Origin of the sequence: Parvibaculum sp. (assembly GCF_030651915.1) — a bacterium.
In the GTDB taxonomy this organism is placed as follows: domain Bacteria; phylum Pseudomonadota; class Alphaproteobacteria; order Parvibaculales; family Parvibaculaceae; genus Parvibaculum.
In genome coordinates this window covers 249432-264784 of record NZ_JAUSBV010000005.1, presented here as the reverse complement: position 1 = coordinate 264784, position 15353 = coordinate 249432, and the positions used below count along the sequence as shown (strand labels likewise).

At 61.6% G+C, this 15353-nt stretch carries 14 protein-coding genes; 11 read left to right on the top strand and 3 right to left on the bottom strand.

The window, feature by feature from the left end; genetic code table 11:
- The first annotated feature begins 127 nt into the window (after window positions 1–127).
- From Q7V31_RS05635 to Q7V31_RS05585, 11 genes are all read left to right on the top strand, one after another.
- A complete protein-coding gene (locus tag Q7V31_RS05635) occupies window positions 128–1396 on the top strand; it encodes a NupC/NupG family nucleoside CNT transporter (RefSeq protein WP_304732953.1) in 1269 nt (422 codons plus the stop codon).
- A 35-nt stretch (window positions 1397–1431) separates the two neighbouring features.
- Window positions 1432–2043, top strand: coding sequence for a glutathione S-transferase family protein (locus Q7V31_RS05630; protein WP_304732951.1), 612 nt, complete (start codon window positions 1432–1434; stop codon window positions 2041–2043).
- Between the two features lie 240 nt (window positions 2044–2283).
- On the top strand, window positions 2284–3711 hold the full coding sequence (locus Q7V31_RS05625) for an MFS transporter (protein ID WP_304732949.1): 1428 nt from the start codon (window positions 2284–2286) through the stop codon (window positions 3709–3711).
- 92 nt (window positions 3712–3803) lie between these two features.
- Window positions 3804–5291 carry an NAD(P)/FAD-dependent oxidoreductase gene (locus Q7V31_RS05620; protein WP_304732947.1) on the top strand — a complete coding sequence of 496 codons (1488 nt, stop codon included), beginning with the start codon at window positions 3804–3806 and terminating at the stop codon, window positions 5289–5291.
- Window positions 5292–5412: 121 nt separating this feature from the next.
- Entirely contained in the window at window positions 5413–5868 is a 456-nt protein-coding gene (locus tag Q7V31_RS05615; RefSeq protein WP_305325832.1) for a helix-turn-helix transcriptional regulator, read from the top strand.
- On the top strand, window positions 5865–6206 hold the full coding sequence (locus Q7V31_RS05610) for an SRPBCC domain-containing protein (RefSeq protein ID WP_370690630.1): 342 nt from the start codon (window positions 5865–5867) through the stop codon (window positions 6204–6206). Before Q7V31_RS05615 ends, Q7V31_RS05610 begins: the two co-directional genes overlap by 4 nt.
- Before the next feature lie 47 nt (window positions 6207–6253).
- The gene (locus Q7V31_RS05605; RefSeq protein ID WP_304732944.1) at window positions 6254–6604 is read left to right on the top strand and encodes a DUF1428 domain-containing protein; all 351 of its coding nucleotides are present in this window, start codon (window positions 6254–6256) and stop codon (window positions 6602–6604) included.
- A gap of 25 nt (window positions 6605–6629) precedes the next feature.
- Window positions 6630–7361, top strand: coding sequence for a thioredoxin family protein (locus Q7V31_RS05600; protein WP_304732942.1), 732 nt, complete (start codon window positions 6630–6632; stop codon window positions 7359–7361).
- Window positions 7362–7406: 45 nt separating this feature from the next.
- Entirely contained in the window at window positions 7407–7901 is a 495-nt protein-coding gene (locus Q7V31_RS05595; RefSeq protein ID WP_304732941.1) for a VOC family protein, read from the top strand.
- A gap of 113 nt (window positions 7902–8014) precedes the next feature.
- Window positions 8015–8941: an ABC transporter ATP-binding protein gene (locus Q7V31_RS05590; protein ID WP_304732939.1), complete on the top strand. Its 927-nt coding sequence runs from the start codon at window positions 8015–8017 to the stop codon at window positions 8939–8941.
- On the top strand, window positions 8938–9699 hold the full coding sequence (locus Q7V31_RS05585; protein WP_304732936.1) for an ABC transporter permease: 762 nt from the start codon (window positions 8938–8940) through the stop codon (window positions 9697–9699). Before Q7V31_RS05590 ends, Q7V31_RS05585 begins: the two co-directional genes overlap by 4 nt.
- A 4-nt stretch (window positions 9700–9703) precedes the next feature.
- Here the strand turns inward: Q7V31_RS05585 and Q7V31_RS05580 are convergent, their stop codons facing one another.
- The 3 genes from Q7V31_RS05580 to Q7V31_RS05570 all read right to left on the bottom strand — a co-directional run bounded on the left by Q7V31_RS05580 (window position 9704) and on the right by Q7V31_RS05570 (window position 15346).
- On the bottom strand, window positions 9704–11578 hold the full coding sequence (locus Q7V31_RS05580) for an SLC13 family permease (RefSeq protein WP_304732935.1): 1875 nt from the start codon (window positions 11576–11578) through the stop codon (window positions 9704–9706).
- A gap of 48 nt (window positions 11579–11626) precedes the next feature.
- A complete protein-coding gene (locus tag Q7V31_RS05575) occupies window positions 11627–13855 on the bottom strand; it encodes an acyl-CoA dehydrogenase (protein WP_304732933.1) in 2229 nt (742 codons plus the stop codon).
- 102 nt (window positions 13856–13957) lie between these two features.
- Entirely contained in the window at window positions 13958–15346 is a 1389-nt protein-coding gene (locus Q7V31_RS05570; protein ID WP_304732931.1) for a mechanosensitive ion channel family protein, read from the bottom strand.
- Window positions 15347–15353: the final 7 nt, after the last annotated feature.

Genomic DNA, 15353 nt, shown 5'->3' with positions numbered 1-15353 from the left:
TGTGCATGAGAGGGGGGCGGGGGTCAAGGGAGCGAAACGTCGCCAAAATGAGGTCCGGCCCGTTGCACGCCGACCCGCCGACCCTATGATGTAGACACCCGCCGGGCCCCTCCCAAGAGACCGTTTCATGCCACTTTTGTCCCTTCAAAGCGCCTTGGGTCTTGCCGCGATCGTGGGGCTTGCCTGGGTGCTGAGCGAGAATCGCCGCGCCGCGCGCGGCAGCCTCCTGAAGGACGCCGCCGTCGCCATCGCCTTGCAGCTGGCCCTCGCACTGGCGCTGCTGAAGGTGGCGCTCGCGCGCGATGCAATGCTGGGCCTCAACAGCGTCGTCGAGGCGCTGATGGCGGCCACAGGTGCTGGCACGGGCTTCGTCTTCGGCTATCTCGGCGGAGGCGACGCGCCCTATGACATTGCCCATCCGCAAAACAGTTTCGTGCTGGCCTTTCAGGCGCTGCCGCTGGTCCTGTTCATGTCGGCCTTGTCGGCGCTCCTCTGGTACTGGCGCATACTTCCGGTCATCACGCGGGGTTTCGCCTTCCTGTTGCGAAAGAGCATGGGCATCGGCGGGGCGGTCGGATTGTCGTCGGCCGCCAATGTCTTTGTCGGCATGGTCGAGGCGCCGCTGCTGATCAAACCCTATCTGGAGAAACTCTCGCGCTCCGAACTCTTCGCGGTGATGACGGTTGGTCTGGCAACGGTCGCGGGCACGGTGCTCTTTCTCTATGCCGGCATCATTGCCTCTGTCGTGCCGGGTTCGCTTGGCCAGATCATCACAGCCTCCCTGATCTCACTGCCCGCCGCGCTGCTGATTGCGCGTCTGATGGTTCCGGAAGCACACGGCCGGATACCGACCGGCGTCGGCGACGATGTACCAGTGGTCGAATACGAAAACAGCATGGACGCCCTGACGCGCGGCACCCTGGACGGCCTGAGCCTGCTGCTCAATATCATCGCCATGCTGATCGTGATGGTGGCGCTGGTGGCACTCCTCAACATCCTGCTGGCGCTGCTGCCGGAAATCCAGGGCGCGCCGTTGAGCCTGCAGCGCATTTTTGGCTGGGTTTTCGCGCCGCTGGTCTGGTTGATGGGCGTCCCGGCATCGGAAGCAGCCGCCGCCGGCCAGATCATGGGGACAAAGACGATCCTCAACGAACTCCTTGCCTATATTGCGCTGGCAGGCGAGGCGGGCGCGGGCCTGAGCGATCGTTCGCGCCTCATCATGGTCTATGCGCTTTGCGGTTTCGCCAATCCGGCCAGCGTCGGCATCATGATCGGCGGTCTGGCCGCCATCGTCCCCTCGCGCCGTTCGGAAATTGTCGAGCTGGCGCCGCGCGCGCTCATTTCGGGCACGCTGGCGACCTCGATGACCGGCGCAGTGATCGGCCTCATTACCTGAACCGAAATCCGGAAAGCAGAACAGAAGGGAATCTCATGAAGCTCTATAATTCGGCCATGCCGGCGCCAAATCCGCGCCGCGTGCGCATCTTCGCGGCCGAGAAGGGCGTTGACCTGCCGCTCGTCGAGGTTTCATTGATGAAGCGCGAGCACAAATCCGACGAATACCGGCAAAAGAATTCGCTTGGCCAGACGCCGATCCTTGAGCTCGACGACGGCGAGGTCATCGCTGAAAGTGTCTCGATCTGCCGCTATCTGGAGGAGCTGTATCCCGAGCCGCCGCTTTTCGGCCGCAACGCGCTGGAACGGGCGCAGATCGATATGTGGCTGCGTCGTGTCGAGTTTGTTCTGATGGGGCCCGTTGGCAATTTCTGGCGTCACGCGCATCCCTTCACCGCCAAGGTGGTGACGCAGTTCAAGGATTTCGGCGAATCGAACCGCGATCAGGCGGCCGCCGCCTTTCGCTGGCTCGACCGCGAACTGGCGGGCCGTGAGTTCATCGCGGGGAATGACTTCTCAGCCGCCGACATTACGGCGCTCTGCACGGTCGATTTTGCCGCCTTCGCAGGCCTCGAAATGCCGGAAGATGCAGGCCACTTGCGGGCCTGGCACTTGCGCGTCTCGGCGCGGCCCAGCGCGGCGGCCTGATAAAAGAAAGGCGGCGTCCACGGGGTACGGAATGGACGCCGCCCAACGTTTTCCCGTACGCAACAAAGCTTGTGGGAAACGTGACCGACGACCTCTCGACCCATCGGCTGAGACTGAGAATGGTGCTTTGAACCTGAATGCAGGCTGAACCGGGAAAAGTGCAAATTGCGCCTATGCGCCGCGCCTTTAATTCGTAAACTCAGTTTACTAGTTAGTGGCGGTGAGCCTGGCGAGGGGTGCATGGGTCCGAAAGACGACGAAACGGTACCGAAGCTGACGCGCTGGCAGCTCGTCGCCTATGGGCAATTGGTGATGCCGCTTGCGGTTATCGGCCTGCCGGTCGCCGTCTATATCCCGCCCTTCTATTCGAGCACGCTCGGGCTTGATCTTGCGGCAGTCGGCTTCATCCTGATGTTGGCGCGGATCACCGACGTCATCACCGATCCGCTGATCGGCCGCCTGTCGGACCATACGCATACACGCTGGGGCCGCCGCCGGCCGTGGGTCGCGGCGGGTGTGCCGCTGATGGTCGTTTCGGCGCTGATGCTTTTCGTGCCGCAAGGCGAGGTGACCAACCTCTATTTGCTGATCTGGATAGCGGCCATCTATTTCGGCTACACGCTGATCACCATTCCCTACGGCGCCTGGGGAGCGGAGCTTTCCGGCGACTACCAGGAACGCAATCGCATCACCGGCAGCCGCGAGATATTCCTGCTGATCGGCCTCCTCATCGCCATCACGGCACCCATTGTCGGCGCCTATATGAGTGGCGAGGCGAGCGATACCGAAAGCGGCGCCGCAAGCCGCAGCGCCGTCGGTGTTCTGGGTTGGCTCACCGCCGGACTGCTGCCGCTTTGCGCGCTCGTCATGTTCACCTCGGTGCCGGAGCCCAAGGTGCCGGTGACCGACACCATTCCGTTCCGGCGCGGGCTTCGCGTCGCAATGAAGAACGGGCCTTTCCGCATCGTGCTCTTCAGCTCGATATTCGGTGCGCTTGCCGGTTCCATCAATATCGGCGTTGTCATCTTTTTCTTCGATCATGTGGCCGGGATCGGCGCCGCCGGTACCATTCTGATTTTCGTGCTTTTTCTGGCCGGCGTTGTCGGTTCGCCTTTCTGGGTCTGGATGGGCGGCCGCGTCGGCAAGCACACCGCCATTGCAATCGCGGGTCTTGCCTCGATGTTCGCCTTCACGCTGGTGCCGGCCGTCATCTATCTGGTCAAGCCGGTCGCGCCCGAAGCCGTCTTCTGGTGCCTGCTGGCGATCAATGTGGTGCAGGGCCTGGCGCTGGGCGCCGCGCCCATTCTCGGCCCGTCCATCATGGCCGACGTCGTCGATCTCGACACAATCAAGAGCGGCGAGCCCCGGGCGGCCTTCCTGTTCGCCTTCCTCGGTATGGTCCGCAAGACCTTCGAGGCGATGGGCGTCGGCCTCGCGCTGCCGCTCCTCGCTTGGGCCGGGTTCAACGCCCAGAGCAAAGACAATTCGTCCGAGGCGCTGTTCGCGCTGCTGGCGATGTACTGCCTGGTGCCACTTATCCTCTGGCTGATTTCGATCGCTATAATTCTGCGCTACCCGATCACCCATGAGCGCCAGCGGCGCTTGCGGGCGGGGCTGGAGCGGCGTCTGGCCCGCCGGCGGGCAGCCCGGCCCCAACCGGCCGACTGACGCAGGGCCACCTGGCTGGAAATGCCCGCTGGATTGCGATCCAGAAGACTGATAAATTGTCAGCAAGAGAAAAAATACGAGGAAGCGGCTACATGACCATGGAACATTTCGACGTGCTGGTCGTCGGTGCGGGCATTTCGGGCATCGGTGCGGGCTATCACCTGCAGACCTATAGCCCGAACCGGAGCTACGCCATTCTCGAGGGCCGTGAGCGCCTCGGCGGGACATGGGACCTTTTCCGCTATCCCGGCATCCGTTCCGACAGCGATATGTACACGCTCGGCTATTCCTTCCGCCCCTGGAAAGAGGCCAAGGCCATCGCCGACGGCCCCTCGATCCTCAACTACCTGGAACAGACCGCCCGCGATCACGGCATTGACCGGCACATCCGCTACCACCATCAGGTGAAGCGCGCTGCCTGGTCGACCGACACCGCAACATGGACGGTCGAAGTGGAGCGCGGACCGGAAAAGGAGCTGCTGCAGTACAGCTGCAATTTCCTCTTCATGTGCAGCGGTTACTACAACTATGCCGAGGGCTACACGCCCGAATTTGCCGGCGCCGACCGCTTCAAGGGTGACGTCGTCCACCCCCAGTTCTGGCCGGAGAAACTCGATTACAGCGGCAAGCGCGTCGTCGTTATCGGCAGCGGCGCCACCGCCGTGACGCTGGTTCCCGAGATGGCGAAAAAAGCCGCCCATGTGACGATGCTGCAGCGTTCGCCGACCTATGTCGTGTCGCGGCCCGAGGAAGACCGCATTGCCAACTGGCTGCGCCGCCGCCTTCCGGCGATGACCGCCTACGGCATCACCCGCTGGAAGAACGTGTTGCTCGGCATGTATTTCTTCAACATGTGCCGCAAGAAGCCGGAGCGCGCCAAGGAGTTCATCCTGAAGGGCGTGCGCGAGCAACTCGGCCCAGATTACGACATCGACACGCATTTCACGCCGAAATACAACCCATGGGACCAGCGCCTGTGCCTGGTACCGAATGGCGACTTGTTCGAGGCGATCAAGAAGGGCGACGCATCGGTCGTCACCGACCATATCGACAGCTTCACCGAAACCGGCATCAAGCTGAAATCGGGTAAGGAACTCGAAGCCGATGTCATCGTCACGGCTACCGGCCTGAAGCTGCAGCTTCTGAGCGGCCTCGAAGTGACGGTCGACGGCAAAAAAATGGATATGTCGAAGACCTTTGCCTACAAGGGCATGATGTACAGCGACGTGCCGAACCTCGCTTCCGCCTTCGGTTACACCAACGCCTCGTGGACCCTGAAAGCCGACCTGACCTCGGCCTATCTCTGCCGCCTGCTCAATCATATGAAAAAGACCGGGTTGCGGCAGGCGACGCCACGTGTCGCCGATCCGGCGCTCGAGGAAGAACCGTGGCTCGATTTCACATCGGGTTATGTGCAGCGTTCGATCAATGAATTTCCGAAACAGGGCACCAAGGCGCCGTGGAAGCTCTATCAGAACTACGCACTCGACATCGTGTCGCTGAAATTCGGCAGCATTGAAGACAGCGCCATGGAGTTCACGAATCCCGCGCCGGAGCAGCCTTTGAAACTGGCGAGCTGATCGCGCCGCAAATCGTTTGAACGACGAAGGGCAGGGGACGGAAACGTTCCCTGTTTCCTTTTTTGCAGTCTGCGCAATGGGGCGCTTGACAAACCGGTGTCGCGCTCCGATACTTTACCATATGGTTAAGTATCAAGAAGCCCTTCTCGACCGGACTTTCGCGGCGCTTGCCGACCCCACGCGACGCGCGTTGCTGGCGCGGCTTGAAGGCGAGGACGCCTTGTCGGTGAGCGAACTCGCAAGACCGTTCAAGATGTCGCTGCCGGCGGTGATGAAGCATCTCGACGTGCTGTCCGATGCCGGTTTGATCGAGAAAACCAAAACAGGGCGCACGGTAACCTGCGAACTCAACGCCGCGCCCATGGAGGAGGCGATGCAGTGGTTGATCCGCTATCAGCGCTTCTGGTCCGGCGCGCTCGACAGGCTCGCCGCATTTCTGGAGGAAGACGAATGTCCGCCAACGCCAACGTCCAAGATCATTCCGCTCCCGCGGCGCGGCCGAGCCTCACCCTCAAAAAGCGGCTCCGGGCGACACCTTCCCGCGTCTACGCCGCCTGGACGGACGCCGCGCAAATGATGCAATGGTTCGGCCCGGAGAACGTGGTCATGAAGGAAGCCGAGTGCGATCCACGCGTCGGCGGCCGCTTCCGTGCCGTGATGATCGAGAACACCGGCGACCGACACGAGGTGAGCGGCGTCTATCGCGAGGTGGTGCCGAACGAGAAGCTCGTCTTCAGCTGGGCCTGGATCACGACACCGGAACGCGAGTCGCAGGTCACGGTGACGCTGAAGGCCGATGGCGATGAAACGATCCTGACGCTCTATCACGAGCAATTGTTCGACGAGGCGTCGCGTGCCGGCCACGAGCATGGTTGGACAGGCTCCCTCAACAAGCTGGAGGCGTTCTTCGGCTGAAGCGTTGGCCGGTCGCCGCATTGTCATCCCGACGAAGGAGATTCCCGATGTATGTGGACGGATTTGTTCTCGCCGTACCGAAGAAGAATATCGCGGCCTACAGGCGCGTCGCGCGCAAGGCCGGCAAGATATGGATGGAATATGGCGCGCTCGAATACAAGGAATGTGTCGGCGAGGACCTCGACATCAAGGGTGTGTTGACTTTCCCCAAGGGCATCAAGGTGAAGAAGGGGGAGACCGTCGTCTTCTCGTGGATCTCCTACAAATCGCGCACCCATCGCGACAAGGTCAACGCGAAAGTGATGGCCGATCCACGGTTGGCGAAGATGCCCCATCCGATGCCGTTTGATCACACGCGCATGATGTATGGCGGTTTCAAACCGATCGTCGATCTCTGACGTTGAAACTGGCAGGAGGACGAAGATGGAACCGCACAAGATTGTTTCACGCGACGAGTGGACGGTGGCCCGCAAGGCGCTGCTTACCGAGGAAAAAGCGCTGACGCGTGCGCGTGACCGCGTGGCCGCACTGCGCCGCGATCTGCCTTGGGTGAAAGTCGAAAAGGACTATGTCTTCGAGACGCCGGCCGGCAAGCGCCGGTTGATCGATCTCTTCGGTCCGCGCAGTCAGCTCGTCGTTCAGCATTTCATGCTGACGCCGGGCTCCGATCACATCTGTCCGGGATGCGCGCTCGGCGCTGATCACGTCGATGCGGCGCGCCAGCATTTCGAGCAGGCCGATCTTTCATTCGTCGCGATTTCCCGCGCCACACTGCCCGAGATCGAAGCGGCGAAGCAGCGCATGGGCTGGCGCTTCGATTGGGTCTCCTCGCACGGCACCTCGTTCAACTACGACTTCGGCGTCTCCTTCACGCCGGAACAGGTGGCGAGCGGCAATGCCGGTTACAACTATGGTACGTCACCCTTTGCGCTTGAGGACCTGCACGGCATGAGCGTCTTCGCGCGCAGCGGCGCCGGCGACGTCTTCCACACGTACTCGACCTACGCGCGGGGCTCCGAAACCATCGTCGGCGCCTTCAACTATCTCGACATGGTGCCGAAGGGCCGCAACGAGAACGGCATCATGAGCTGGGTCAAGCTTCACGACGAATATGAAAATGTCAGCAACGTCGGGTCCTGCTGCGCGGCGGAATAGCCGCCCGCGCTTGCGCTTTGTCCATGCGTATCGAAGGAGAGTTTGATGAAGCTGCCCGCCCGAGAGATCACCTCCTGCCTTTGGTATGATTCCGAGGCCGAAGAGGCTGCGAACTTCTATGTGTCGGTCTTTGAGGATGCGAAAATCGGCAACATCACGCGCTATGGCGAGGAAGGACATGATATCCACGGCCGCAAAGCCGGCTCCGTCATGTCGATCGATTTCGAGATTGCCGGCCGGAAATTCATCGCTATCAATGGCGGTCCGGTCTTCAAGTTCGACGAGGCGATCTCGTTCCAGATCCACTGCGACACGCAGGACGAGATTGACTATTTCTGGTCGAAGCTCTCCGAAGGCGGCGAGGAGAGCGTCTGCGGCTGGCTGAAGGACAAATTCGGCCTGTCCTGGCAGGTGGTGCCGGCCGTTCTGCCCGAAATGCTGCTCGACGCCGACATCGCCAAGTCGCAGCGCGTCGTCAAGGCCTTCATGCAGATGAAGAAGTTCGACATCGAAGTGCTGAAACAAGCCTATGCGGCGTGAGGGCTTTCACGCACAACAACGTCTGCGAAAACCTTCGTTGAAAATCGAATCCGGAGGGCCCATCTTTCTGGACCCATCGGAAATCGGTCTTGTGAGTCGGAACCGGCGCCCCCATGCAGCCCATCATCTCCATCGCCAATCTTTCTAAAACCTATGCCGGCGGCTTTCAGGCGTTGAAGAACGTCGATCTGGAAATCCGCAAGGGCGAAATTTTCGCGCTGCTGGGCCCGAACGGCGCCGGCAAGACGACGCTGATCAGCATTGTTTGCGGGATCGTCAATCCGGGCGGCGGACGAGTGCTCGCGGGCGGTCACGACATCGTCAGCGATTTCCGCGCCGCGCGCTCGCTGATCGGCCTTGTGCCGCAAGAACTTACGACCGACGGCTTCGAAAGCGTGCTTGCGACGGTGACGTTCAGCCGCGGGCTTTTTGGTAAACCGCCAAACCCCGCATACATCGAAAAGCTGCTGCGCGATCTGTCGTTGTGGAGCAAGAAGGACGACCGCATCATGACGCTTTCGGGCGGTATGAAGCGTCGCGTGATGATCGCCAAGGCGCTGAGCCACGAACCGGAAATTCTCTTCCTCGACGAGCCGACCGCTGGCGTCGACGTCGAGCTCAGACGCGATATGTGGGAAATGGTCCGCCGCCTGCGCGAAAACGGTGCCACGATCATCCTGACGACACATTACATCGAGGAAGCCGAAGAGATGGCCGACCGCATCGGCGTCATCAGCAAGGGCGAAATCGTTCTGGTAGAGGAAAAGAACGCGCTGATGGCGAAGCTCGGCAAGAAGCAGTTGACCCTGCACTTGCAGACGGCGATCGAGCGCGTGCCGGAAGGGCTCAACGGCTACCGTCTTGATCTGGCGGAGGACGGCCGTGCGCTGGTCTACACCTTCGACGCGCAGAGCGAGGACACCGGCATCCCGGCGCTGCTGAAGCGCCTCGGCGATCTCGGCGTTGACTTCCGGGATTTGCAGACGAGCCAGAGCTCGCTGGAGGACATCTTCGTCAGTCTCGTGAGGGCGCAGCCATGAACTTTTATGCCGTTCGTGCGATCTATATCTTCGAAATGTCGCGCACCTTCCGCACGCTGCTGCAAAGCATCGTCTCGCCGGTTGTCTCGACATCCCTCTATTTCGTCGTCTTCGGGGCCGCCATCGGCTCGCGCATCACCGAGATCGACGGCATTCCCTACGGCGCCTTCATCATCCCCGGTTTGTTGATGCTGACGATGCTGACCGAAAGCATCTCCAATGCCTCGTTCGGCATCTACATGCCGAAATATTCGGGCACCATCTACGAGGTGCTTTCAGCGCCGATCTCCGGTCTCGAAATTGTCCTCGGTTATGTCGGCGCCGCCGCGTCGAAATCGATCATCCTCGGGGTCATCATCCTGATCACGGCGCGCGCATTTGTCGATTACGAGATCGCACATCCATTCTGGATGCTGTCCTTCCTCATCCTCACCGCGCTTACATTCAGCCTGTTTGGCTTCATCCTCGGCGTCTGGGCCGACAGCTTCGAGCGGCTGCAACTCGTGCCCATGCTGATCGTCCTGCCGCTGACCTTTCTCGGCGGCAGTTTTTATTCAATCACGATGCTGCCACCCTTCTGGCAGACGGTGACGCTCTTCAATCCGGTGGTCTACCTGATCAGCGGTTTCCGCTGGGCGTTCTACGGCAGCGGCGATGTCGGTCTCGGGATCAGCCTTGGCATGACCTTTGGATTTCTGATCCTCTGCATCGCGGCGCTGATCTACATCTTCAAAACAGGCTATCGGCTGAAGGTCTGAGACGTCAGAGCGGCCAGACCAGCAGCAGCATCGGCACGCCGACGGCGATGACGATCAGTTCCAGCGGCAAGCCAAGGCGCCAATAGTCCCCAAATCCGAAGCCACCGGGACCGAGGATCAAGGTGTTGTTCTGGTGGCCGATGGGCGTCAGGAAGGCGCAGGAGGCGCCGACGGCGACAGCCATCAGGAAGGGGTCGGCGCTGGCGCCGAGCTGGTCGGCGGTGCCGATCGCAACAGGACACATCACGGCGGCCGTCGCCGCATTGTTCATGAAATCGGACAATGTCATGGTGACGACGAGAATCAGGGTCAGCGCAATGACGGCATGGCCTTGTGCCAGGGTCTCCAGCATGACGCGTGCGATGAGGTCGGCGGCCCCGGTTGTAGCCATAGCGCCTGCGACCGGGATAAGGGCGCCGAGCAGAACGATCACGGGCCAGTCGACGGCATTGTAGATCGTGCGTGGTGAGATCACACGAAACACCATCGATGCCAGGACGCCGCCGGCAAAGGACACAGCGGCAGGAACGAGCCCGAAAGCGGCACCGCCGACAGCGGCCGCCATGATGCCGCTCGCGGTCAGGGCCTGGCGGGGTTCGGGAATACGCAACGCGCGTTCCGCCAGCGGCACACAGCCGAACTGTGAGGCGAATTCGTTCAGCGTCTCCGGCCGGCCCTGCATCAGAAGAACGTCACCGGGCTGGATGGTCATGGTGCGCAGCCTTGCCATCGAACGTTGGCCCTGCCGTGAAACAGCGAGAAGGTTGATGTCGTAGCGTGTACGCAGGCGGACGTCGGTGGCCGAGCGGCCGACAAAGGCGGAATCGGGCAGAACCGCCAGTTCCATCAGGATGACGTCGTCGGACTGAATCGCCTTGCGGCGCTTGTCCTTGGGGTCCTCGTCGTCCGCAGGATCATTTCCGACATCCTTGCTCTCGGTGTCGTCGCCGACCTCATCACCTTCTTCGGCCTCTTCCTTGCCGGTGTTGCGAACATCCTCTTCCAGCTTGAGGCCGAGTGCGGATAACGCGGAAACGAGCCCTTCAGGTTCCGCTTCGATAACCAGAATGTCGCCGCGTACTATCTCACGAAAGGGACTTGGCGCCGGAATGCGCACCTCATCGCGTACCAGGCCAATCACCTGGGCGTCGGCTTCTTCCAGCACCTTGTCGATCTCGCGCAAGGTCATGCCCTTGGCCTTGCTTTTCTCGGTGACGCGCGCTTCGGTCAGGTAGGCGCCGGTCTCGAAGCCTTCCGTGCCGGCGCGCTCGCGCACCGGAACGAGCCAGCGGCTGAAAATCACCACAAAGATCACGCCGACCGCGGCAACGGCCAGCCCGACAGGAGCGAAGTCGAACATGGCGAAGCTGCCTGCGTCTGTCTGATTGCGAAATCCCGACACGATCAGATTGGGCGGTGTGCCGATCAGTGTGGTCATGCCGCCGAGGATCGAACCGAAGGCGAGCGGCATCAACACCTTGCCAGGCGGCAGATTCTGTTTTGCAGCAACCTGAACCGCGACCGGCATCAATAATGCCAATGCGCCGACATTGTTCATGAAGGCCGAGAGCACGGCGGCGAGGCCGGTCAACGCCGCGATCGTCGTCAGCGCACCTGCCGATTGTGGCAGGGCGATCCGGGTCAGGACATCGACTGCTCCCGACTGCTGCAATCCGCTGCTGAGAATCAGGACACAGGCCACCGTGATCACGGCAGGGTGCCCAAATCCTGCAAAAGCACTCACGCTGGGCACGAGTCCAGTCAGCACACAGGCGAGCAGCGATGCAAGAGCAACCATGTCATGGCGCCAGCGGCCCCACACAAACATCGCCACGGTGCCCGCCAGAATGGCAAGAATGACGGCCTGATCTTGAGTCATGGTCGGGACATCCGCTGAAAATGCCTGGAGAAAAACGTCCCGCGAATCCTACACGACCCTGCGCTGCGGCGTCGCGTTGAATTGCGTCGCTCCCACTGCGATTGCCAGTTCGTCCGGGTCGAAATCGTCGACGCCGATGACGATCCGCACCAGCCGGTCGGCTTCGGCCAGCGCCCGAGTTTCCGTCTCGGTCAGGGTCTCCCCCTTGCGTTGCCGCGCTCGGGTCTCAGCCGTTTCGTGAACCCGGCCGAAGGCCTGGGTCAGCAGCGCAACCTCGTCGTCACCGCGCGGTTCGTAGACGCCGCGGGTCAAGCGGTCGCGTGTTGCCGACGGCGCCAGCAACAATTCGGCACATTCGCGGGCAAGCGCATCCGGTGCCGGTCGCTGCCGCATGCCATAGGGAAAGACCGTCGCCCGCATAAAGGCTGCCAGAAACCGGTTCGGGAAGTTTGCCAGAAAGCCGTCGAGACTTTGTTCGATACGATGAAACGAGCTTTCCAGCGACAGGCGCGCGAGCGGCAGATCGGCCGCCTGGCGCCCGTCATACTCGAAGCGCGCCACAACAGCTGACGAAATATAGAGTTCGCTCAGCACATCGCCGAGCCGCGCGGAAAGGCTTTCCATGCGCTTCAGTGCGCCGCCGAGCGATATGAGCGTGACCTCGCTCACCAGCGCGAGCGCCGCCGCATAGCGCGACAGACGCTTCACATCCGCGCTCAGCGGCCCGGCATCCGGCACAGTAGCCGACCCGCCGGCTGTCAGCGCCCGTAGAATCGCCCTGCCGAATGTCGCGAACACATGACCGATATGTCCGAATATCGCTTCATCGAAAGCCGCAAGGCCCCGCGCCTTATCCTCGTCCTGCGCGGCTTCCATCTCGGCCAGCAGATAGGGATGACAGCGGATTGCACCTTGTCCGAACACGATCAGGCTGCGCGTCAGGATATTGGCGCCCTCGACGGTGATGCCGATGGGGATGGCGCGATACGCCGATCCGAGATAATTCTTCGGCCCGTCGCAAATGCCCTTCCCGCCGTGAACATCCATCGCGTCGTTGACGGCGTCGCGCATACGCTCCGTCGCATGATATTTCATGATCGCCGAGATCACCGCCGGCTTCTCGCCAGCGTCGATCGCCTGGCAGGTCAGCCGCCGCGCCGCTTCGAGTTCGTAGGCGATCCGCGCGATCCGCGCCAGCGCTTCCTGCACGCCCTCGAACTTGCCGACAGGAAGGCCGAACTGCTCGCGGATGCGCGCATAGGCGCCTGTCGTATGCGCCGCGAACTGCGCCCCGCCGGTTGAAAGGGCGGGCAGCGATATCCCGCGTCCCGCCGCTAGTGCGCCCATCAGCATGCGCCAACCGTCGCCGACACGTTCCCGCCCGCCGATCACGGCGTCCAGCGGGACAAAAACATCCTTGCCCTCGATCGGGCCGTTCGCGAAAGCGAGCATGCTCGGCAGGTGACGCCGCCCGATTGTCACCCCCTTGGTCTTGGTGGGAATGAGTGCAACCGTAATGCCGCGATCTTCCACGCCGCCGAGCAGCCCGTCCGGGTCGCGCAGCTTGAAGGCGAGCCCCATCATGGTCGCGACGGGCGCGAGCGTGATGTAGCGCTTCGAAAAAGTCAGACTTATGCCGAGCACTTGCTCGCCATCGACCTCGCGGCGGCAGACGACACCTTCGTCTTCCATGGAGGCGGCATCCGATCCGGCCACCGGACTGGTGAGCGCAAAGCAGGGTATCTCCTCGCCACGCGCCAGCGGCTCCAGATAGCGTTTCTTCTGGGAATCCGTTCCATACATCAGCAGCAGCTCGCCGGGCCCGAGCGAATTGGGCACCATCACGGTAACGGCGGCTGTGATGCTGCGCGTCGACAATTTGGTGACGATGGCCGATTGCGCCGCCGCCGAAAATCCGAGACCGCCATACTCTTTTGGTATGATCATCCCGAAAAAGCCATTGGCCTTCATGAAGTCGAAGGCGTCTTCCGGCAGCTCGAATTCGCTCGAGATACGCCAGTCGTCGAGCATCGCGCAGAGCTCGTCGGTCGTGTCGTCGAGAAATCGTTGCTCTTCGTCGCTGAGCGCCGTGGGCGGCGTGTCGAGGATTGTCCGCCAGTCGGGATTGCCGGAGAAAAGTGCGGCGTCCCACCAGACCGTCCCGGCATCGAGCGCCGCCTGTTCCGTTTCGGATATGGCCGGGAGAACCCGCTTCACGAAAGACAGAAGTGGCGCGGCGGCGAGACGTTTGCGAAGCGAAATCAGAACATTGGCCATGATGCATCTCCTTCCATACCGCTCGGAGTATTCTCCAAAGGCAGATAGAGCGCCGGGAGCCGGTGGCGAGCGTTCACCCCGCCTGCCGCGGTGTCAAGACGGTCAGTTTCTCGAACGCCCCGAGTCGGTCGGGTCGGGGCCGCCGGCGTCCCCGGCTTTTTCCAGCCGTTGCGCCAGGTCCTCCAGACCTTTGGCCGATGAAATATGCAGATCGCGCTGAGGAAACGGGAATTCGACGCCATTGGCATGAAACGCGTCCCATATGGCGAGGCGAATGTCGCTCGTGACGTTCATCATGCCCTTTTCAGGATCCAGGACCCAGATGCGCAGCTCGAGGTCGACCGAAGAATCGCCGAACTTGATGAGGCGCACCTGCGGCTTGTGCGCCTCGTCGCTCAGCACGCGGGGTTGAGCGGTGGCGGCCTCGGCCATCAGGTCCATCGCCTTGCGCACATCCGACCGGTAGGAAATTCCGACGCCGATCCTGATCCGGATGGCGCGATTGCTGTACGACCAGTTGATAACCTGCTGAGTGATGATGTCCTCATTGGGTATCAGGTATTCCTTGCCGTCGCGCGTAGCGACAGTGATGTAGCGCGCACCCATGTTCTCAATCCAGCCATAGGCGTCGCCCACCTCGATCACATCGCCCGGCTTGAGCGAGCGGTCGAGCAGCAGCAGAATGCCGCTCAGCAGGTTGGATACGACTTTCTGCAACCCGAAGCCGACGCCGACGCCCACCGCACCGGAGAATATCGCGATGGCGGTGAGGTCGACCCCGAGGGACGTCAGCGCGACGATGGTCGCCGCGATGACTAGTGCAATGCGCAGTATTTTGACGATAAGGACCCGTGCTGCCGCCGATACGCCCTCGAGCCGCGCCATGCGATCTTCGGCAAGGCGGATCAGAAAGTTGGCGGCTAGAATGAATAGACCAAAAACAATGATGCTGTTGACGATACCAAGCAACGAAATCCGGAATTCGCCGGCACTGAATGCCACCGAATCCAGAAGGACATAGAACGGACCCAGCAGGCCGAGCAGAGCGAGCGCGGCAATGCCCCAGACAACCGTCGCGACAAGCGATGCCCATCCGGGCTGGCGGATGAGGCTTGTCGCCAGACGTATGATGACCCACGCGGTCAGCAGTGTGGCGACGACTTGGAAAATGTCACCCCGCAGGCCGAGCGACTGAACAAGGCCATAGGCCAGCCAGACGACGATGGCGGCAGCCAGTGCTGGAATGACGAGATGCAAGCGCGCCAGTGGCGCAGACAAGACCGAGCCTGACGGTTCACGCGTTGTCAATCTCTCGACATAGGGAGCAAAGTGGCGCCGTGACATCATGCCGACAACAAGGAGGACGAGAAGCGCGGCAAGCTGCACGAATACCGGCCAGGTAATCAGGTATTGGGAAGCGGAATCCGTGATGAGTTCGATGATATCTTCGAGATTGGGCAATGGCGATACTGGTTCCTCGTCTGCGCTCATGTCAGTG